Raw genomic sequence first — 19,903 nt, forward strand, 5'->3', positions numbered from 1 at the left:
GGTGGGCCTCTTCGACTCCGTGGGCGAGGACTCGCGCCTGGGCTGGCAGGTGCTGCTCGGCGACATCACCTACGAGCACGAGCTGAGCGACCGGGCCCGGCTGCGCGCGCGCCTCTACGGCGACCAGCAGCAGACGGACCGGCTCTTCCAGATCGGCCCGGACAACTTCCGCATCGGCCCCGAGGACAACCAGCTCTTCCCCGAGGGCCTGCTCGAGCAGACCCGCGTCACCGTGCGCTCGCTGGGGGCCAGCGTCGACTCGGACATCACCCTGTTCGAGGGCAACCGCCTCTCGCTGGGCGTCGTGTCCGAGATGCAGATGCTGGGCGACTACGGCTACCAGACCAACTACACCCTGGACAACCGCCGCCGGCCCTCGCTCACCACGCCCGAGGGGGTGGTGGACATCCTCAACCTCGCGGGCGGGGCGGCCTCGCGGCGCCTGTCGTTCGGCCTCTTCGCGCAGGACCAGTGGACGGTGGCGGAGCCGCTCACGCTCACCTTCGGCGTGCGCGTGGACGCCATGCAGCTCCCGTCGGTGGACACCGCCACCAACACCCTCACCGGCACCCACCTGGTGTCCACCGTCAACCCCCGCGTGGGGCTCGTCTTCTCCGCCACGGACTCGCTCGTCCTCAAGCTGCTCTACGGCCGCGCCTTCCGTCCGCCCACGCTCCAGGAGCTGGTGGAGACCATCCCCGACAGCCACTACAACCAGGGCCGCTTCGAGGGCAACCCGGCCCTGCAGCCCGCCGTGGTGAACACCGTCGAGGCCGGCGCGGACCTCATCCAGACCGCCGGCGAGTCGCGCGTGCGCCTGCGCGCCAACGCCTTCTTCCAGAGCTTCTCCAACCCCATCATGTCCGTGGACACCTCGGGCAACATCGTCCCGGTGCGCAACCGCGAGCTGGGCGTGCGCGTCTACGGCGCCGAGGGCGAGGCCCGCCTGGAGGCCTCCAAGCGCGCCACCGCCTGGGTCAACGCCAGCCTCTTCCGCGCCGAGGACGCGGAGCTGACCGCCAACCACAAGTACCTCACCGACACGCCCCAGGCGCGCTTCAATGCCGGCGTGTCCATGCCCATCGGCGACTTCATCAACTTCGACCTCGTGGTGCGCGCGGGCGCCGAGCGGCGCAACAACACCCGCTCCGTGCTGGAGCTCATCCGCCGCTACAAGATTCCCGCCTACAGCCTCATCACCGCGCAGGTGCGCACCGAGCCCATCGGCGACCACTTCGAGCTGGCCGTCGTGGTGCAGAACGTCTTCGACTCCGACATGCGCGATGACGTCCCCCGGCCGGACCGCATGCCCAACCTGGTTCCGCGCGAGGGCGTCTCCGCCTTCCTCACCCTGAGGGCCCGCAATTGATGTCCCGCACGCTCTCCGCCGCTCTTCTCGCCGTGGTCCTCGCGCCGGGCTTCGGCTGCCTGCAGTTCAATGATCCCTGCCAGCCCCTGGTGGACGATCCGGAGTCCATCGTCGGCTACCTGGCCGACGACGTCTTCCTCGACAGGGTCTACACCCGCCACGACAACCACGTGCTCGGGCAGCTCGCCGCGGACGCCTTCCGCCACGCCGAGGACTCCTCCAAGACGCCCGCGGAGCTGGGCATCATCAACGGGGGCGCCCTGCGCGCCGAGGGCCTGTGTGTCACCCGCACCGTGCTCCCCAAGGGCCCGCTCAAGAACGGCCTGTTGCACGAGGTGCTGCTCTTCGAGAACGCCGTGGTGACGGTGGACCTCACCGAGCAGCAGCTCGTGGACATGTTCGAGCACTCGGCGGAGGGGCTGTTGCGGGAGGGCCAGACCATCGTCTCGCCGACCGGGGCCTTCCTGCACGTGTCCGAGGGCACCACGGTGCAGGTGGACTGCGAGCGCCCCAAGGGGCAGCGCGTGGTGGGGCTCAAGGTGAACGAGCGCACGGTGCCGCTGCCGCCGCGCGCGGATGCGAGCATCCGCTACCGCGTGGCCATGTCCGACTTCCTCCTCCAGGGAGGCGACAACTACGGCGCCATCTTCAAGGACGCGGCCTCGGACCTCTCACGCAACCCGGTCACGGCGCGCACGGAGGAGGGCAGGGCCACGGACACCAACCTCACCGAGGCCTGGATGCGGGCGAAGCACGCCACCGAAGCCCAGGCCCTCAAGGAGGAAGGCCGTGTCGTCTTCATCCACTGCGCTCGCCCCGGCCGGCCCGTGGTGAAGTAGGGCCGGCAGCGGGGGGCGCATCCGTCAGGACTGCGAGGTCTCGCCCGGACCGTCAGGCTGCGCCAGCGGCGTCGGCGTCGGCCCGAACACGTCGTTGGGCGATGGCATCTTGCGGAGGTCGGCGCGGGCCACCTTCCACGCCTGCTGGACGATCCACGAGAGCGAGCGATCCTGCCGCGTCGCCTCACGCTGGATCTCCTCCAACATGTCCTCGGGGAAGTAGAGACTCTGTTTGCGATGATCGGTGGCTGCCATGGGGCCTAGGACCTCCCTTCTTCTCGGGGGTCCTGCCGTTCATCGCCCGTGACGTCGTTGACTGCCGGGAAGGACTTGATGCGCTCACGAGCGATCTTCCAGGCCTGCTGGACGACCCAGGAGAGCGAACGGTCCTGGCGATTGGCCTCCTCCTGGATCTCCTTCAACATCTCCTCGGGGAAGTAGAGCGACTGCTTGCGCTTGTCGGTGCCTGCCATACCTGGGTCTCCGGAGCGGATACGAGGTGACGACCTGAACACACCGGGGCCGTTATCCGACAGACGCCCTGACGGGTCAACGGTTTCGGAGTGCTCCCGCACCGTATGCACCCGGGCTGACGTCGTCTGGGAAAAAAGCCCGCAAAAGGGAACGCCCCGGGTCCTCAGTCGAGAACCCGGGGCGATCCGGAAAGAAGGACCGCCAGGACATATCCCGGCGGCCCCGTGGGCCCAGAGGGGGAGGGGGGGGACCCCTAGGCCCAACTCCGTCAAAAATTTACGTTCAGAACACTCGTGGTCGCGTCTTCCATTCCCCATCGCCCTCTTTTCCCCGACCCTCGCGACCTGCAGGACGATCATAAGAATCGTCTTCGGCAGCTTCAACCGACCGCATCCGGTGTAACCCGAGTCGCCAGATTCTGATTCCTTGCCCTGTTCAATGCCGTCCACTCCCGCCGCCAGCGTCCTGTTGTCGACCACCCTGGAGCGCGCCTACCGTCATTTCGGGCTGGTGGGAGGCTCGGTGCTGCTGGCCGTTTCCGGGGGCGCGGACTCGACGGCGCTGCTGGTGGGGACGGCCGCGGTGGCCGAGCGCCTGTCGCTGAGGGTGGAGGTGGCCACGCTGGACCACGGTCTGCGGCCCGAGGCTCGGGAGGAGGTGGAGGCGGTTGCCCGGCTGGCCGCCCGCTGGGGGCTGCCCTGTCATGTACGCCCGTTGCACCTGTCACCGGGTTCCGCTCTGGAGGCCCGGGCTCGCGAGGCCCGCTATGCCGCGCTGGAGACGCTGCGGCGGGAGCGGGGCCTCCAGGTGGTGGCCACGGCGCACACGGCCTCGGACCAGGCGGAGACGCTCCTCATGCGGTTGGTGCGCGGCACCGCCTTGAGAGGCGCAGCTGGCATCCACCGGGCCCGCCCCTTCCTCGTCCGCCCGCTCATCGAGCGCACGCGCGAGGAGGTGGAGGCCTTCCTCGCCGAGCAGGGCGTCTCCTTTGTCGTGGACCCGATGAACAGGGACCCGGCCTTCCTGCGCACCCGCATCCGCCATGAGGCGTTGCCGGCCCTGTCGCGCGCCGCGGGCTTCCCCGTGGGGCCGCACCTGGCCACCTTCGCCCGCCTGGCCGCCGAGGACGAGGCCCTGCTGGGCGGGCTGGCGGACGAGGCATGGCGTCGGCTCGCGCTCGAGGACGGCGGCCTGGACGCCGTGGGGGTGCGCGCCCTGGAGCCGCCCATGCGCCGTCGGGTGCTGGCTCGCCTGCTGGCCGAGGCAGGCGCGGACGTGGATGAGGCCTCCCTCTCCCGGGCGCTGGAGGCCGTGGAGACGGGCCGGGCCCGCACATTAAGAGGAGGCCACGCGCGTGGGGGACTCCAGCTCCGCACCTCGGGCGGACGCGTGCGCTGTGTGCGCCGCGCGGGCCCCGCCGAGCCGTCCCCGACGCTGGTGCTGGCCGGGGAGGGGACCTCGGGTGTCCAGGCGGGCACGGGCTGGCGCTTCTCCGTGGCGCGGGCGGCGCCTCCTCCGGGCACCCTCGGCCTCGCGCTGGCGGGGGACACGCCCTGGCCCCTCACGGTGCGGACGCGGCGGCCCGGGGACCGGGTGCGAGGGCCCGCGGGCTCGCGCAAATTGCAGGATGTGCTGGTGGACCGGCGCATTCCCGCCGAGCGGCGCGACGGGTTGCCCGTGGTGACGGACGCCCAAGGGAGCGTGCTCTGGGTCCCAGGGGTCTGGAATTACACATCCGCGGGCGCTGTATGCCTCTTTCTGTGGGCCACCCCACCGGTCGCGAGCACGCCCGGTACCTCCCCGTTATAGAGTCGACCACTCTGGGGGAGGTTGGGGTTGGAACCCCCAAAATAGTTGAGGCGTTTTTGCTGTTGCTGATACCGTCCGATAAACGGGTTACACACCCGGTGTCGTGACAAACGGTCGAAACTGCTTGGCATTTTCGCCCGTGCCCTCATCCCCGCCGAGCACCGAAAGGGCAGCTGACACGTGCGTTCGACTTACAAGACCATCGGCCTTTGGGTCATCCTGATCGTCCTCTTCGTCGCCTTCTATAACTTCTTCTCCACCGGCAACGACCAGGTCTCGGAGCCCACCTTCACCCAGTTCCTGGCCAAGGTGACCGACCACAAGGTCCGGGCCGTTTCGGTCAAGGGGAACACCTACTCCGGCGTCTTCATCGACTCGGACGAGAAGTTCCGCACCACCGGCCCCGAGGCCGACGCGGCCATCCTCGACTTGCTGCGCAAGAACGAGGTGGACGTGAAGTACGAGCGCGAGGAGCAGAACAGCCTCTGGCTCACCATCCTCGGCCAGTGGATGCCGGTCGTCTTCCTGTTCCTCTTCTTCATCTTCTTCATGCGCCAGCTCCAGGGTGGGAGCGGCAAGGCGATGACCTTCGGCAAGTCCAAGGCGCGGCTGCTCAACGAGAGCACCAACAAGATCACGTTCGCGGACGTGGCCGGCGCCGACGAGTGCAAGGAGGAGCTGGAGGAGATCGTCGCCTTCCTCAAGGACCCCAAGAAGTTCACCAAGCTGGGTGGCCGCATCCCCAAGGGCGTCCTGATGATGGGCCCTCCGGGTACCGGTAAGACGCTGCTCGCCCGCGCCGTGGCCGGCGAGGCCGGCGTGCCCTTCTTCTCCATCTCCGGCTCGGACTTCGTGGAGATGTTCGTCGGCGTGGGCGCCAGCCGCGTTCGCGACCTCTTCGAGCAGGGCAAGAAGAACGCCCCCTGCATCATCTTCATCGATGAGATCGACGCCGTGGGCCGTCACCGTGGCGCGGGGCTCGGCGGTGGTCACGACGAGCGTGAGCAGACCCTCAACCAGCTCCTGGTGGAGATGGACGGCTTCGAGTCCAACGAGGGCGTCATCCTCATCGCCGCCACCAACCGTCCGGACGTGTTGGACCCCGCGCTCCAGCGCCCGGGCCGCTTCGACCGGCGCATCGTGGTGCCCCGTCCCGACCTGAAGGGCCGCCTGGGCGTGCTCAAGGTGCACACCCGCCGCGTGCCGCTGGCTCCGGAAGTGGATCTCGAGACCATCGCTCGCGGTACGCCCGGCATGACGGGCGCGGACCTGGAGAACCTGGTCAACGAGTCGGCCCTCATGGCCGCCCGTCAGAACAAGGAGCGGGTGGACACCAGCGACTTCGAGCAGGCCAAGGACAAGGTCTTCATGGGCCCGGAGCGCAAGTCCATGATCATGACCGAGAAGGAGAAGCGGAACACCGCCGTCCACGAGGCCGGCCACGCGCTCATCGCCAAGCTGCTGCCTGGCTGCGATCCGCTCCACAAGGTCACCATCATCCCGCGCGGTCAGGCCCTGGGTCTCACCTGGAGCCTGCCCACCGAGGACAAGGTCAACGGGTACAAGAAGCAGATCCTCGACCAGATCACCATGGCCATGGGCGGCCGCATCGCCGAGGAGCTCATCTACAACGAGATGAGCTCCGGAGCCTCCAACGACATCGAGCGCGCCACCGAGACGGCTCGCGCCATGGTGTGCCGCTGGGGCATGAGCGAGAAGCTGGGGCCCCTGGCCTTCGGCAAGAGCGACGGTGAGGTGTTCCTGGGCCGCGACTTCAACTCGGCCAAGGACTACTCCGAGGACACCGCGCGGCAGATCGACGCCGAGGTGCGCACCATCGTCCTGGGCTGCTACGAGAAGGGCAAGGCGCTGCTGACCGAGCACCTCGAGGGCCTCAAGCGCGTGGCCGATGCGCTGGTGGAGTACGAGACGCTGGACGCCGAGGACGTCAACATCCTCCTCCAGGGTGGCCAGCTCACCCGCGAGCGTCCGCCGCCGCGCGTGATGGCTCCGCCGAGCAAGTCCACCGAGAAGAAGGACAAGCGGAAGATCCTCGACGCGCTCGACGGGCTCCCCAACATGGAGCCGAACAAGGCGTAGCCTGAGCTTCGCTTCCGTGTAGAACCCGGGCCCTCTCCACTCACGTGGGGAGGGCCCTTCTGCTTTTCGTGTCCCCCCGGAGCCGCCTCGACATGCTTCGCGCCCGCCCCGTCCGCGTCGACCGTCCCGCCGACCTCGCGCCGGCCTTCCTCCGCATGGGGCTGCCCACGCCCGCCCGCGAGTACCTCCTGGAGAAGCTGCCCGCCCTGCACGTGCTGCTCACCGGGCTGGGGCGAGAGCAGGGACGCTTCCTCGCCGGCCTCTTCGCGGCCTCCGAGGCTCCCGGGCACGAGGAGTACCCCTCGTGGGTGGCGGGCGACCAGCGCACCCGGCCCGGCACGGGGCTCCTCTCCGGCCGCAAGGACCAGTTCGAGCGGGTGGTGGCCGAGGCGAGGCGCCAGCCGGAGCTGGCCGAGCTGGCGGGGGCACTGGCGCGGGTGCTGGAGGCCTCGCTGCCGCCGGCCTCGCTGGTGCTCGGCGGGCGCACCTTCGCCTTCGGAGCGCGCACCCATGTCATGGGCGTGGTGAACGTGACGCCGGACAGCTTCTCCGACGGCGGGCGGTACTTCGGCACCGAGGCCGCCGTGGCCCATGGGCTGCGGCTGGCCGAGGGGGGCGCGGACGTGCTGGACGTGGGCGGCGAGTCCACCCGGCCGGGCTCGCCCCCCGTGTCCGCCGAGGAGGAGCTGGCGCGCATCCTCCCCGTCCTCGAGGGCCTCCGGGCCCGTACGGACGTGCCCCTCTCCGTGGACACCACCAAGGCGGCCGTGGCCCGCGAGGCGCTGAAGGCCGGCGCGGTGCTCATCAACGACATCAGCGGCTTCCACTTCGACGCGGAGCTGCCGCGCGTGGTCGCCGAGGCGGGCGCGGCCTGCTGCCTGATGCACATCCAGGGCACCCCGGAGACGATGCAGAAGGACCCCCACTACGAGGACGTGGTGGACGAGGTACTGGCCTTCCTGGAGGAGGGCGTGGCGAAGGCGGTGGCCGCTGGCGTGCCGCGCGAGCGTGTGCTGGTGGACCCGGGCATCGGCTTCGGCAAGACGCTCGGGCACAACCTCTTCCTCCTGCGGCGCCTGGGCGAGCTGCGCGTGCTGGGGCGGCCCCTGTTGGTGGGCACCAGCCGCAAGGCCTTTCTCGGACGGCTCACGGGGGGCAAGCCAGCGGACGAGCGCCTGGCGGCTACTCTGGGCTCGGTGGCCGTCATGGCCGCGGCTGGGGACGCGGACTTCGTGCGCGTGCACGATGTCGCCGAGGTCCGGGATGCCCTCGCGGTGGCTGACGCGGTGCGTGCGGCACAGGAGGGCGGGGCCCTCTACCAGTCGGGGAAGGTGCGCGGGTGAAGGCGCACCTCCGTCAGCGCGGATGTGCGAGGCGAGCCGACCCACCATGGGGTGGGTCGGGCTGACTGGCCGCAAGCTTGTCCAGGGGCCTCATGCTCCATAGCTTCGGCGCCTGTGGAGGGCACGGTATAAGCCCTCGGCGTGGGCGGTCCGGCTTCGCGGCCGGCCAGGGAAAGGTGGAGCGGCACACTATGGCGTACAGGATGAACATGCCCCCCAAGGAAGAGCGGGCCTCTCAGCGGCTGTTCGGCACGGACGGCGTTCGGGGCGTTGCCAACGTCTACCCCATGACAGCGGAGGTCGCGATGCAGCTCGGTCGCGCGCTCGCGCACCTCATTCGCAACGGGCCTCACCGGCACCGCGTCATCATCGGCAAGGATACGCGACTGTCCGGCTACATGCTCGAGCAGGCGCTGGCCGCCGGCATCATCTCCATGGGCGTGGATGTGGACCTGGTGGGTCCGCTGCCCACCCCGGGCATCGCCAACCTCACCACCTCGATGCGCGCGGACGCGGGCGCCGTCATCTCCGCCTCCCACAACCCGTACCAGGACAACGGCATCAAGTTCTTCTGGCGCGACGGCTTCAAGCTGCCGGACGAGACCGAGGCGAAGATTGAGGAACTGGTGGCCAGCGGCGCCATCGATTCCATCCGCCCCACCGCGACCAAGATTGGCCGGGCCTTCCGCCTGGAGGACGCGCGCGGCCGCTACATCGTGTTCCTCAAGACGACCTTCCCCCGCGAGCTGACGCTGGAGGGGATGACCATCGTCGTCGACTGCGCCAACGGCGCCGCCTACAAGACGGCCCCCGCGGTGCTCGAGGAGCTGGGCGCCAAGGTGATTGCCCTCGGCGTGCAGCCGGACGGCAAGAACATCAACAACAAGTGCGGCGCGCTCTACCCGGAGAACCTCGCGCGCGCGGTGGTGAAGCACGGGGCCCACGTGGGCATCGCGCTGGACGGCGACGCGGACCGCCTCATCGTCGTGGATGAGAAGGGCAAGGTCGTGGATGGCGACGCCATCATGGCCATCTGCACCGGCGAGCTCGTCACCCGCAAGGAGCTCAAGAAGAAGACGCTCGTGTCCACGGTGATGAGCAACATCGGCCTGGAGCGGGCGGTGGCGCGCTGGGGCGTGAAGGTGGTGCGCACCAAGGTGGGCGACCGCTACGTCGTCGAGGAGATGCGCCGCAACGGCTACAACATCGGTGGCGAGCAGAGCGGCCACCTCATCTTCCTGGACCAGAGCACCACGGGCGATGGCACCCTGGCCGCGCTCCAGCTCCTGGCCGTCATGTGCCGCCAGCAGAAGCCCGTGAGCGAGCTGGCCTCCATCTTCGAGCCGGTGCCCCAGACGCTCGTCAACGTGGTGGTCAAGCAGAAGCGCGAGCTGGGCGAGCTGCCCACCGTGATGCGGGCCATCCAGGACGTGGAGAAGAAGCTGGGCAAGGAGGGCCGGGTGCTGGTGCGCTTCTCCGGCACCGAGCCCAAGGCCCGCGTCCTCATCGAGGGCACCGACGCCGCGCGCAACGAGCAGTACGCCCGGGAGATCGCCGAGGCGCTCTCCAAGGCGCTCAACGGTTGACTTCCGGTCGCTAGCCGCCAATAGAGGGGCCCTCGCGGGTCGGAGCGCACCATGCTCCGGCCCGCCGTGCTTTTCAGGAGAGCGGCCGAGATGGGACAGCGACTGGGTGTGAATGTGGACCACGTGGCGACGCTGCGTCAGGCGCGGCGCACCACGTATCCGGATCCGGTGACGGCGGCGGCGCTCGCCGAGCTGGCCGGCGCGGGGCAGATCACCATCCACCTCCGGGAGGATCGGCGTCACATCCAGGATCGCGACCTGCGCATCCTCCGGGAGACGGTCCAGACGCTCCTCAACCTGGAGATGGCCGCCACCCAGGACATGGTGAAGATCGCCTACGAGCACAAGCCGGACGTGGTGACGCTCGTGCCCGAGCGGCGCGAGGAGCTCACCACCGAGGGCGGGCTCGACGTGAACGGGCAGCGCGACTCCCTCGCGAAGATCATCAAGAACCTCAAGGACGGGGAGATCACCGTCTCGCTCTTCATCGATCCGGACCTGGACCAGGTGCGCGCCTCGCACAAGGTGAACGCGGATCGGATCGAGCTGCACACCGGGCGCTACTGCGAGGCGCGCAACGAGCGCGAGCGGGCCCGGGAGCTGAGCCGCATCGTCGACGCGGCGAAGGCGGCGGCGCGGCTGGGCATGAGCGTGGCCGCGGGCCACGGGCTCAACTACGACAACGTGCTGCCCATCGCTCGCATCCAGGAGATCGACGAGCTGAACATCGGGCACTCCATCGTCGGCCGGGCGGTGCTGGTGGGCTTCGAGCGCGCGGTGCGTGAGATGCTGGAGCTGATGCGCAACCCGGGATAGGGCGCCATGGCACTCCTCGGACTGGGGATGGACATCTGCTCGGTGGCGCGCATCCAGCGCATCCTCGACGGGCCGCGCGCCGAGCGCTTCCTGGAGCGGGTGTACACGAAGGCCGAGCGCGCCCTGTGCAGCGCTCGGGCGGACGCGGCGAGCGCCTACGCGGCCCGCTTCGCCGCCAAGGAGGCACTGGTGAAGGCGCTGGGCGCGCCGCCGGGCCTCACCTGGCAGGACATGGAGGTGGTGCGCGAGGGCGGTGCACCCCACTTCCGCCTCTCGGGCGTGGCGCTCGCGGAGATGGAGAAGCGACGGGCGGAGGCCTTCCTCGCCCTCACCCATGACGCGGGGGTCGCCGCCGCGACGGTCGTCCTGCAGGAAAGGAGCTGAGCCATGCGCCGTGCCCTCACCGCCGCGAGGATGCGCGCGGCCGATCTGGCCGCCGAGACCCGTTTCGGCATGCCGTCCCCGCTGTTGATGGAGAACGCCGGCCGGTTCCTGGCGGACGCGGCGCGCGAGCTGGGCGCTCCCGGCGGGCGGTACGTGGTGGTGTGCGGGCCGGGAAACAACGGGGGAGATGGGCTGGTGGCGGCGCGCTTCCTCCTCGCCCAGGGCCTGCGCGTGACGCTGGTGCTGGTGGGGGACAGGGCGAAGCTGACGCCCGAGTCCAAGCGCAACCTGCATGCGCTGGGGCCCTTTGGGATTCAACCCCAGCCGCCCGGCGCGCTGGAGGCCAGGGCCGGGGACGTGGTGGTGGACGCCGTCTTCGGCACGGGGCTCACCCGGGCTCCGGCGGGCGAGTTCGCCGAGGCCATCCAGCACATGCTCCGCTGGCGCGCGGCGGGGGCGAAGGTGGTGGCCGCGGACCTCCCCTCGGGGCTGCACACGGACACCGGCGAGCCCTTCACGCCCTGCGTCGAGGCGGACCTCACCCTGACCTTCGGCTTCCTCAAGCAGGGGCAGGTGCTGGAGCCCGGCGCCACGCTGTGCGGCGAGGTGCGGTGCGTGGACATCGGGATTCCCAACGAGGCCGTCGAGCCCCAGGCGGGCGCGGAGATGTTCCTCGTCGAGGAGGCCGATGCGCGCGAGGCCCTCGCTCCGCGCCGCTCGGACACGCACAAGGGCACCTACGGGCACGTGCTGGTGGTGGCCGGCAGCCACGGCAAGTCCGGCGCGGCGGCCATGTCCGCCCTGGGCGCGCTGCGTGCCGGCGTGGGGCTCGTCACCGTGGCCACCCGCTCCGAGGTGGTGGAGTCGGTGCTCGGCCATGTGCCCGAGGCGATGGGCTGGCCGCTGGAGAACCGCGGGCCGCTCGGCATGGCGGACCTGGAGCCCCTGCTGGAAGCGGCGGAGAAGAAGGACGTGCTCGTCATCGGTCCGGGCCTCCCCCGGGGCGAGGAGACGACGAAGCTGCTGGGCGAGCTGCTCTCGCGGGTGAATGTCCCCGCCGTGCTGGACGCGGACGCGCTCAACGCCGTGGCCGAGGATCTGGACGTGCTCCGCCGGGCGAAGGGGCCCCTGGTGCTCACCCCGCACCCGGGCGAGATGGCGCGGCTCACGGGCGTGCCCACCAAGGACCTCCAGAGGGCGCGTGTGGAAGTGGCTCGGGACTTCGCGCGCACGCACGGCGTAACGCTGGTGCTCAAGGGCGCGCGGACGCTCATCGCGCACGGGGACGGCACCGTGTACGTCAACCCCACGGGCAACCCGGGCATGGCCACCGGGGGCATGGGAGACGTGCTCAGCGGCGTCCTGGGCGCGCTGCTGGGACAGGGCCTGAAGCTCCCCGTGGCCGCCTGGACGGCGGTGTACGCGCACGGCCTCTCGGCGGACCTGATGGTGGCGAAGCGCGGCAGGTTGGGGCTCATCGCCACGGACGTGGCCAAGGGGATGTGCAACGTGTGGACGCGGTGGAACCGATGAGCGCGCCCACGCTGAGCCGCACGGTGGTGTCGGGCTCTCCCGAGGAGACGCACCGGTGGGGCGTGCGGCTCGGGCAGCTCCTCCAGCCGGGGGACTTCGTCGGGCTGGTGGGGGACCTGGGCGCGGGCAAGACGCACCTGGTGCGCGGCGTGGCCGAGGGCGCGGGCGTGTCGCGCTCGGAGGTGGCCAGTCCCACCTTCGCCATCGTCTACCCGTACCGGGGCCGGCTGCCGCTGTACCACGCGGACCTCTACCGGCTCGCCGACTACGACGAGCTCTACGCCACGGGCTTCCTGGACCTGGTGGGGGGAGACGGCGCGGTGCTGGTGGAGTGGCTGGACAGGATTCCGGCAGCCGCGCCTCGTGAGTTCCTGTGCCTCACCCTGCGGGACACGGGCGAGGAGTCGCGCGAGCTCGTGGCCGAGGCCTGGGGCACGCGGCCGGCGGAGCTGCTCGAGGCGTGGCTGCCCACGGAAAGCTGAGTGGCCAACACCGCGACGCCCTCTCTCCAGGAGGACGAGTTTGGGGGTGAGCGGCGTTCCGTCGCTCGCTGACCGAGGAGGTGCGCCCCGGGTCTATCCTCCGGGCCCATGACCCTCTCCCTCGCAGCGAAGTGGCTTCTGCTCGTCCCGCTCGCCGGCGCGGTGCTGGCCGGCTGCGGCGCCATCGAGCCCGCTCCCCAGGAGCAACCCCATGCCTCCGTCACCTTCGACGTGACGGTCCCCGCCGACACTCCGGCCAATGCCGTCATCACCGTGGTGGGCTCGGACCTGGCACTCGGGAGTGATACGGCCCGGGGCCTCAGGCTCCGCCGCCAGCCGGATGGGCACTACACGGGAATGCTCCGCATGGCACTGGCCGCGGACGTCTCCTATGAGCTCTGGCAGGGCGACGTCTGGATTCCCGAGGTCTCCGCCGAGGGCTCGCCGATGGCCCGGCACACCTTCCGCGTCGAGGGAGACATGACGGTGACCGCCACCGTGGCGCGCTGGGGCGCACCGAGCAAGGGGCCCCCGCAGGGTCGCGGCCTGACCGGCATCCTCCGGTACCACCGTGGCGTGTCCTCCGCGTTCCTCTCCCGCTCGCGCGACGTCATCGTCTACCTGCCGCCCGACTACTTCGACAACCCCGAGCGCCGCTACCCGGTGCTCTACATGCACGACGGGCAGAACCTGATGGACGCCTCCACCGCCAACTCCGGCGAGTGGCGGGTGGACGAGACCGCCGAGGAACTCATCCAGGCGGGCAAGGTGGAGCCCCTCATCATCGTGGGCGTCTCCAACACCGCGGACCGCACCTCCGAGTACACGCCCGTGCCAGACCCTGATCGCAAGCAGGGCGGCAACGCGGACGCCTACGGCCGCTTCCTCGTCGAGGAGCTCAAGCCGATGATCGACGCTCGCTACCGCACCCGGCCCGGAGCCGCGGACACCGGGCTCGCGGGCTCGTCGCTTGGCGGGCTCGTGTCGCTGTACCTCGGGCTCGAGTACCCGGGGACGTTCACCCGGCTCGGCGTCATGTCGCCCTCCGTGTGGTGGGCCAACAAGGACATCGTGAAGAGGGTGGAGGCGCTCGAGGCGAAGCCGCCACTCCAGCTGTGGGTGGACATGGGCACCAACGAGGGCGCGAACGCCATCGCCGAAGCCAAGACGCTCCGCGAGGCCCTCGTGACCAAGGGCTGGACGAGTGACCTGAGGTACGTGGAGGTCAGCGGTGCCGCGCACAACGAGGCCGCGTGGGCCACGCGCTTTGGCGACGTGCTGCGCTACCTGTATCCAGCGCCGTGAGCAGGGCGTCGTCGTCCAGCCTGGGCGGATGATGACGCTGACCCTGTACAGAAGAGCCCGCTCGACCTGCGTGCCCGGCTTCAGGCGCCATCCCTGAAGGGGGCCGAGCCTGCACGCAAGCCCGCTTGCTGCGAAGATGCGAGGCGGTCGCCTCACCCGCCCCCTCGACCCTCCTTTCGCATCGGGTCCGCGTTGGTCCACCACGGCATGTTGCACATCCCCGGCTACACCCTTCGAGGGGCCATCAAGGCCACCGGCGCCAACCTGATCTTCCACGCGGTGCGTGACGCCGACGGCCTGCCCCTCATCCTCAAGACGCCCGTCGCCTCCGCCATGGGCCCACGGGACATCGAGCGCTACCACCGGGAGTTCGGCATCCTCCAGCGTCTGCACGACGTGCGCGGCGTCACCCGCGTCCACGCCTGTGAGCGGCTTCAGGATCGCCCGATGCTCCTCCTGGAAGAGGTGGAGGGCGAGACCCTCTCCGAGCTCGCCGGCCGCCCCTTCGAGGTGCTCCGAGCCCTGGAGCTGACCCTCTCCCTGGCGTCCACCCTGGCTGAGCTCCACCGCCGCGGCGTCATCCACAAGGACATCAAGCCCTCCAACATCATCGTCACCCCGTCAGGTGACGCCCGCCTCATCGACTTCGGTACCGCCACCCTCCAGCTCGTCGAGCACGTGGAGGCCGCTCCCGGCTCGCTCATCGAAGGCACCCTGGCCTACATGTCTCCCGAGCAGACCGGGCGCATGAACCGCTCGGTGGACTACCGCACCGACCTCTACTCGCTGGGCGTCACCCTCTACGAGCTGCTGACGGGCAGCCGTCCTTTTCACGGCCGTGACGCGCTCGAGTGGTTCCACGCCCACATGGCCCAGGCGCCCCAGCCACCGCTGGAGCGGGTGCCGGACCTGCCTCCCGTCCTCTCCGCCATCGTCCTCAAGCTGCTGGCCAAGGTCGCCGAGGAGCGCTACCAGAGCGCCGACGGGCTCAAGGCGGACCTCGAGCGGTGCCGGCACAACCTGCTGCGGGGCGTGCACGAGGACTTTCCCCTCGGCGTGCATGACCATCCCACCCGCTTCCAGCTCCCCCAACGTCTCTATGGACGGAGCGCCGAGGCCACGGCCTTGCGCCAGGGCTTCGAGCGCGTGGCCCAGGTCGGCCGGTCCGAGCTGATCCTCGTCCGCGGCTACTCCGGCATCGGCAAATCCGCCGTGGTCCACGAGCTGTACAAGCCCGTGGTGCGCCAGCGGGGCTTCTTCCTCAGCGGCAAGTTCGATCAGTTCCAGCGGGACATTCCCTACACCACGCTGGCCCAGGCCATCCGCGGCCTCACGCAACAGCTCCTCGCGAGCACCGATGAAGAGCTGGCCCGCTGGAGCCAGCACCTGAATGAAGCCTGGGAAGGGCAGGGCCAGGTCCTCGTGGACGTGGTGCCCCAGCTCGAGCTCGTCGTCGGCAAGCAGGCCCCGGTCCAGGAGCTGCCTCCCTCCGAGACCTCGCACCGCTTCAACCGCGTCTTCCGCAAGTTCCTCGGCGTGTTCGCCACGCCCGAGCACCCGCTCGTCGTCTTCCTGGATGACCTCCAGTGGGCGGATCTCGCCAGCCTCCAGCTCATCCACCACCTGCTCACCCACCCGGAGACGCCTCCGGTCCTGCTCATCGGCGCCTACCGCGACAACGAGGTCGGCCCCACCCACCTGCTGGCGCATACGCTGGAGGGGCTGCGCAAGGCCGGTGCGCGGATGAGCGAGCTCCAGCTCGAGCCGCTGAATCTCAAGGAGGTGCGCGCGCTCGTCGCCGACGCGCTCCCGGGAGCGGGGCCCACGGTCGTCGAGCCCCTCTCGGCCCTGGCGCGCGAGAAGACGGGAGGCAACCCCTTCTTCCTGCTGCAGTTCATGCAGACGCTCCACCAGGACGGGCTCCTGGTCCGCACGCCCGAGGGCCCCTGGCGCTGGGACGCCGAGGCCATCCGCGCCCGGGGCTACTCGGACAACGTCGTCGACTTCATGGCCGGCAAGCTGCGCCAGCTCCCCCCTGACACGCAGCACCTGCTGCGGCTCGCGGCCTGTGTGGGCAACGTCTTCCCGCTCCACATGCTCAGCCTCCTGGCCCAGAACCGGGAGTCCTCCTCGGTGGAGCACGGCCTGGAGCCCGCGCTCCAGGAGGGCCTGCTGATGCGGGCCGGGGCGGGGGAGCAGTACCGCTTCCTCCACGACCGCATCCAGCAAGCGGCCCACGCCCTCATCCCCGAGGAGGAGCGCAAGTCCGTCCACCTGCGCATCGGCCGGCTGCTGCTGGCGAGCCTGTCGACGGACGTGGTCCACGAGAAGCTCTTCGACGTCGTGAGCCAGCTCAACGCCGGGGCGGAGCTGATCCACGACGCCGAGGAGCGGCTGCGGGTGGCGCGCCTGAACGCCGAGGCCGGACGCAAGGCCAAGGCCTCCACCGCGTTCCGCTCGGCCGTCGCCTACCTCACCATCGCCTTCCAGCTCCTCCCGGGAGACCCCTGGGAGGTCGACCCCGCGCTGGCCTTCAGGATTCAGCTCGACCGGGCCTTCTGTGAGCAGATGAGCGGCAACGCCACCGAGGCGCGCCGGCTGGTGGAGGAGCTCCGGCCCCGGGCCCGCACCCGCACGGAGACGGCGGCCGTCTACCGCTTGAAGAGCGCCCTCCACGTCGCCGCCAGTGAGATCCACGCGGCCATCGCCTGCCTCGTGGAGTGTCTGGCCCAGATGGGACTGCCCATGTCCCTCAAGCCCTCCTGGGACGAGGTCATGACGGCCAACGAGGAGGTGTGGGCCCTGCTGGGGGATCGCCCCATCGAGAGCCTCATCGAGCTGCCTCGCATGACGGACCCGGACATGGAGGCGGTGATGAGCGTGCTCTCCGCCCTGTTCGCGCCGGCCTACTTCACCAACCCCCACCTGCTCTTCCTCAACCTGTGCCGGATGGTCTCCCTGAGCATCCGCCACGGCAACACCGCCTCGTCCGCGCCGGGGTATGCCTGGTACGGCGTGGTGCTGGGCCCCGCCTTCAAGCGTTACCGGGAGGGCCATGCCTTCGGCCAGCTCGCCTGGAGCGTCGTCGAGCGCTACGACCTCTCCGCCATCCGCGGCCGGATCCTCTACATCCAGGAGGTCATCAACAACTGGACCCAGCCGCTCGACAATCCCCTGGAGCTCGCCCGCAAGGGCTTCCATCACGCGCTCCAGGGCAGTGATCTCCAGACCGCGAGCTTCTGCAGCAGCCACATCGTCCAGCTCCGGCTCACGCTGGGACACGACCTGGAGGAGGTCTACCAGGAGTCCGTCGCCCGCCTCGCCTTCATGCGCAAGGTGAGCTTCCCGGACGTGCAGGTCATCATCCACTACGTCCAGCGCTTCGTGCAGCAGTTGCGCGGCGTCTCCACCTCCTCGTTCGGCTCGCTGACGGGGGAGGACTTCGACGAGAAGACCTTCGAGGCCGGGCTGACTCCGGCCCGCATGAGCAGCATGCGGGGCTGGTATTGGACCCTCAAGCTGGAGGCGCGCTTCCTGAGCGGCGCCTACGCCGAGGCGCGCGAGGCGGGGGCCCGGGCCGCCGAGCTGGCCTGGGCCATGCTCGGGCAGATCCAGCTGCTGGACTTCCACCTCTTCCAGGCCCTGACCCTGGCCGCCTGCCACCGGGGGATGACCCCCGAGGAGCAGCCGCGGAACCTGGAGGCGCTGCGCCAGCACCAGCAACAGCTCGCCGAGTGGGCCAGCCACCAGCCCGCGACCTTCCGCGCCCCCGAGCGGATGGTCTTCGCGGAGCTGGCCCGCCTCACGGACAGGGAGGGGGAGGCCCTGCGCGCCTACGAGGAGGCCCACCAGTCAGCCCGGGACCACGGCTTCATCCAGTACGCCGCCCTGGCCTGCGAGCTCGCCGCCCGCTTCTGGTACGAGCGGAAGCTGCCGACGCCCGCGGACGCCTATGCCCTCAAGGCCCGCGAGGCCTGGCTGCGCTGGGGTGCGCTCGGCAAGGTCAAGCACCTGGACTCCCTGTGGCCGCACCTGGCCTCCTCGCTGTCGGCCGAGGAGACCGTCACGGATACGAGCACCAGCCAGCTCGACACGCTCACCCTCATCAAGGCCCAGCAGGCCATCTCCGGGGAGATCGTCCTCGAGCGACTGGCGGCCACGCTGCTCCACACCGCCATCGAGAACGTCGGGGCCCAGCGCGGTGCCCTGTTGCTGCCTCGCGGAGACGCGCTCTCGGTGGTCGCCTGCGTGGGCAGGTCGCTGGAGGACTCCACCGACACGGACGAGGCCCGGCTGCCCTGGACCCTCATCTCCTACGTCAAGCGCACCCGCGAGCATGTGCTCATCGGCGACGCCTCCCATCCCCACGCCTTCTCGTCCGATCCCTGGCTCGCGCACGGCCGCGCCCGCTCCGTGCTCTGCCTGCCCCTGCTGCGCCAGGAGGAGTTCCGCGGCGTGCTGTACCTGGAGAACAGCCTCGCCACCAACGCCTTCTCCCCCTCACGCCTCGCGCTGCTCGGGCACCTCGCCGCCCAGGCCGCCATCTCCATCGAGAACGCCCGCCTCTACGCCGACGTCCAGCGCGCGGAGGCGGCGCTGCGAGGGGCCAATGACGAGCTGGAGAAGCGCGTGGAGGAGCGCACGCGCGAGCTCAAGCAGGCCCAGGCCCACTCGGTGGATTCCGCGCGCGCGGCCGGCATGGCCGAGGTGGCCGCCAACGTGCTCCACAACGTCGGCAACGTCCTCACCAGCGCCGTCATCAACCTCCAGACGATGAGCGAGACGGTGAATGCCTCGCGCGTCGGCCGGCTCAAGCAGGTCACCGCCCTGCTCGAGGAGCACCACGAGGATCTGGCGGACTTCCTCACCCACGATTCGCGCGGCACCCAGCTCCCGGTCTACCTCTCCGTGCTCGGTGACGAGCTGCTGCGCGAGCAGAAGGCGCTCCAGGAGACCATGGGGGACATGGGCAAGCACATCGAGCACATCCGCGCCATCGTCCAGGTCCAGCAAACCTATACCCACAGCACCCTCATCACCGAGGAGTGCGAGCTGTCCCAGCTCGTCACCGACGCGCTGAGCATCCAGCTGCCCTCCCTCCGGCGCCACGGCATCACCGTCACCCGGGAGCTCACCCCGCTTCCCAAGGTGCGCCTGGACAAGCACAAGGCGCTGCAGATCCTCGTCAACCTCCTGAGCAACGCCAAGAACGCCATGAGCACGCTGCCCGAGTCGCAGCGGCGCCTGCACGTGAGGCTCGCGGCGCAAGGCCACACGGCCCTCATCCAGGTGGTGGACAACGGCATGGGCATCGCGCCGGAGATCCGCGAGCGGCTCTTCTCCCAGGGCTTCACCACTCGCGAGGACGGGCACGGCCTGGGCCTGCACTCCAGCGCCCTGGCGGCGAAGCTGCTGGGCGGCAGCCTCGCCCTGGAGAGCGAGGGGCCAGGCAAGGGAGCCACGGCCACCCTCGAGCTGCCCCTCGCGGAGGCAACCGACGCCGTGAGTGGCGGACCTGGAGCCACTCCCCGTACCATCTCCGCATGACGCCCCCCATGGCCCTCGCCCTGAAGTCCTCCGGAGAGCACCCGGTGCTCGCCTCCGTCCGACAGTTCGCCCCCAGGGTGGCCGCCCGCTCCGAGGAGATCGAAACCGCCCGCCGGCTGCCGGCCGATCTCGCCCGCGAGCTGGCCGAGGCCGGGCTCTTCCGCATGGCCATCCCCGAGGCCCACGGCGGCCTCGAGCTCCATCCCGCCCTCATGATCGAGGCCATCGAGCTGCTCGCGCGGGCGGATGGCTCGACGGGCTGGTGCGTGATGATCGGCGCCCTCACGGCCATGTGCTCGGCCTGGCTGCCCGAGTC

Annotated in this window: 15 protein-coding genes; 13 read left to right on the forward strand and 2 right to left on the reverse strand. The window is 70.1% G+C overall.

Going from position 1 to position 19,903, the window contains the following annotated elements; genetic code table 11:
- A partial coding sequence (locus VF697_RS38325) for a TonB-dependent receptor (protein ID WP_331102937.1) occupies window positions 1-1,369 on the forward strand: 1,369 nt, incomplete at its 5' end.
- A complete protein-coding gene (locus VF697_RS38330; protein WP_331102939.1) occupies window positions 1,369-2,208 on the forward strand; it encodes a 5'-nucleotidase in 840 nt (279 codons plus the stop codon). The genes VF697_RS38325 and VF697_RS38330, both read left to right, overlap by 1 nt.
- 24 nt (window positions 2,209-2,232) lie before the next feature.
- On the opposite strand, the gene VF697_RS38335 is transcribed toward VF697_RS38330, so the two are convergent.
- Complete coding sequence (locus VF697_RS38335; RefSeq protein WP_331102941.1) at window positions 2,233-2,463, reverse strand: TIGR04563 family protein; 231 nt, start codon at window positions 2,461-2,463, stop codon at window positions 2,233-2,235.
- 5 nt (window positions 2,464-2,468) lie between these two features.
- Window positions 2,469-2,681 (reverse strand): TIGR04563 family protein, encoded by a 213-nt coding sequence (locus tag VF697_RS38340; RefSeq protein WP_331102943.1) that lies wholly within the window; start codon window positions 2,679-2,681, stop codon window positions 2,469-2,471.
- Between the two features lie 439 nt (window positions 2,682-3,120).
- On the opposite strand from VF697_RS38340, the gene tilS reads away from it, so the two are divergent.
- From tilS to VF697_RS38395, 11 genes are all read left to right on the forward strand, one after another.
- A complete protein-coding gene (gene tilS / locus VF697_RS38345; protein ID WP_331102945.1) occupies window positions 3,121-4,491 on the forward strand; it encodes a tRNA lysidine(34) synthetase TilS in 1,371 nt (456 codons plus the stop codon).
- A gap of 180 nt (window positions 4,492-4,671) precedes the next feature.
- Window positions 4,672-6,591: an ATP-dependent zinc metalloprotease FtsH gene (gene ftsH / locus VF697_RS38350; protein ID WP_331102947.1), complete on the forward strand. Its 1,920-nt coding sequence runs from the start codon at window positions 4,672-4,674 to the stop codon at window positions 6,589-6,591.
- Between the two features lie 92 nt (window positions 6,592-6,683).
- Complete coding sequence (gene folP, locus VF697_RS38355) at window positions 6,684-7,934, forward strand: dihydropteroate synthase (protein WP_331102949.1); 1,251 nt, start codon at window positions 6,684-6,686, stop codon at window positions 7,932-7,934.
- Window positions 7,935-8,125: 191 nt separating this feature from the next.
- On the forward strand, window positions 8,126-9,520 hold the full coding sequence (gene glmM, locus VF697_RS38360; RefSeq protein WP_331102951.1) for a phosphoglucosamine mutase: 1,395 nt from the start codon (window positions 8,126-8,128) through the stop codon (window positions 9,518-9,520).
- A gap of 90 nt (window positions 9,521-9,610) precedes the next feature.
- A complete protein-coding gene (locus VF697_RS38365; protein WP_331102954.1) occupies window positions 9,611-10,336 on the forward strand; it encodes a pyridoxine 5'-phosphate synthase in 726 nt (241 codons plus the stop codon).
- A gap of 6 nt (window positions 10,337-10,342) precedes the next feature.
- Entirely contained in the window at window positions 10,343-10,720 is a 378-nt protein-coding gene (gene acpS / locus VF697_RS38370; RefSeq protein ID WP_331102955.1) for a holo-ACP synthase, read from the forward strand.
- Between the two features lie 3 nt (window positions 10,721-10,723).
- Window positions 10,724-12,253, forward strand: coding sequence for an NAD(P)H-hydrate dehydratase (locus VF697_RS38375; RefSeq protein ID WP_331102956.1), 1,530 nt, complete (start codon window positions 10,724-10,726; stop codon window positions 12,251-12,253).
- Entirely contained in the window at window positions 12,250-12,735 is a 486-nt protein-coding gene (gene tsaE, locus VF697_RS38380; RefSeq protein WP_331102957.1) for a tRNA (adenosine(37)-N6)-threonylcarbamoyltransferase complex ATPase subunit type 1 TsaE, read from the forward strand. The genes VF697_RS38375 and tsaE overlap by 4 nt, the downstream gene beginning before the upstream one ends.
- Window positions 12,736-12,843: 108 nt before the next feature.
- Window positions 12,844-14,040: an alpha/beta hydrolase-fold protein gene (locus VF697_RS38385; protein ID WP_331102959.1), complete on the forward strand. Its 1,197-nt coding sequence runs from the start codon at window positions 12,844-12,846 to the stop codon at window positions 14,038-14,040.
- A gap of 207 nt (window positions 14,041-14,247) precedes the next feature.
- Window positions 14,248-19,587, forward strand: a complete 5,340-nt coding sequence (locus VF697_RS38390) for a trifunctional serine/threonine-protein kinase/ATP-binding protein/sensor histidine kinase (RefSeq protein WP_331102961.1) — start codon at window positions 14,248-14,250, stop codon at window positions 19,585-19,587.
- An 8-nt stretch (window positions 19,588-19,595) separates the two neighbouring features.
- Window positions 19,596-19,903 (forward strand): acyl-CoA dehydrogenase family protein (locus VF697_RS38395; RefSeq protein ID WP_331102963.1); only part of this gene is annotated, 308 nt, incomplete at its 3' end.

The sequence above is a fragment of the Archangium sp. genome, from assembly GCF_036388035.1.
GTDB lineage: Bacteria > Myxococcota > Myxococcia > Myxococcales > Myxococcaceae > Archangium.

Excerpts from the sequence above, each read along its gene's own strand:
- tsaE (WP_331102957.1), top strand. The coding sequence starts at position 12,250 with ATGAGCGCGCCCACGCTGAGCCGCACGGTGGTGTCGGGCTCTCCCGAG.
- VF697_RS38365 (WP_331102954.1), top strand. The coding sequence starts at position 9,611 with ATGGGACAGCGACTGGGTGTGAATGTGGACCACGTGGCGACGCTGCGT.
- VF697_RS38330 (WP_331102939.1), top strand. The coding sequence starts at position 1,369 with ATGTCCCGCACGCTCTCCGCCGCTCTTCTCGCCGTGGTCCTCGCGCCG.
- VF697_RS38335 (WP_331102941.1), bottom strand. The coding sequence starts at position 2,463 with ATGGCAGCCACCGATCATCGCAAACAGAGTCTCTACTTCCCCGAGGAC.
- glmM (WP_331102951.1), top strand. The coding sequence starts at position 8,126 with ATGGCGTACAGGATGAACATGCCCCCCAAGGAAGAGCGGGCCTCTCAG.
- folP (WP_331102949.1), top strand. The coding sequence starts at position 6,684 with ATGCTTCGCGCCCGCCCCGTCCGCGTCGACCGTCCCGCCGACCTCGCG.
- tilS (WP_331102945.1), top strand. The coding sequence starts at position 3,121 with ATGCCGTCCACTCCCGCCGCCAGCGTCCTGTTGTCGACCACCCTGGAG.
- VF697_RS38375 (WP_331102956.1), top strand. The coding sequence starts at position 10,724 with ATGCGCCGTGCCCTCACCGCCGCGAGGATGCGCGCGGCCGATCTGGCC.
- VF697_RS38340 (WP_331102943.1), bottom strand. The coding sequence starts at position 2,681 with ATGGCAGGCACCGACAAGCGCAAGCAGTCGCTCTACTTCCCCGAGGAG.
- VF697_RS38385 (WP_331102959.1), top strand. The coding sequence starts at position 12,844 with ATGACCCTCTCCCTCGCAGCGAAGTGGCTTCTGCTCGTCCCGCTCGCC.
- acpS (WP_331102955.1), top strand. The coding sequence starts at position 10,343 with ATGGCACTCCTCGGACTGGGGATGGACATCTGCTCGGTGGCGCGCATC.
- VF697_RS38390 (WP_331102961.1), top strand. The coding sequence starts at position 14,248 with ATGTTGCACATCCCCGGCTACACCCTTCGAGGGGCCATCAAGGCCACC.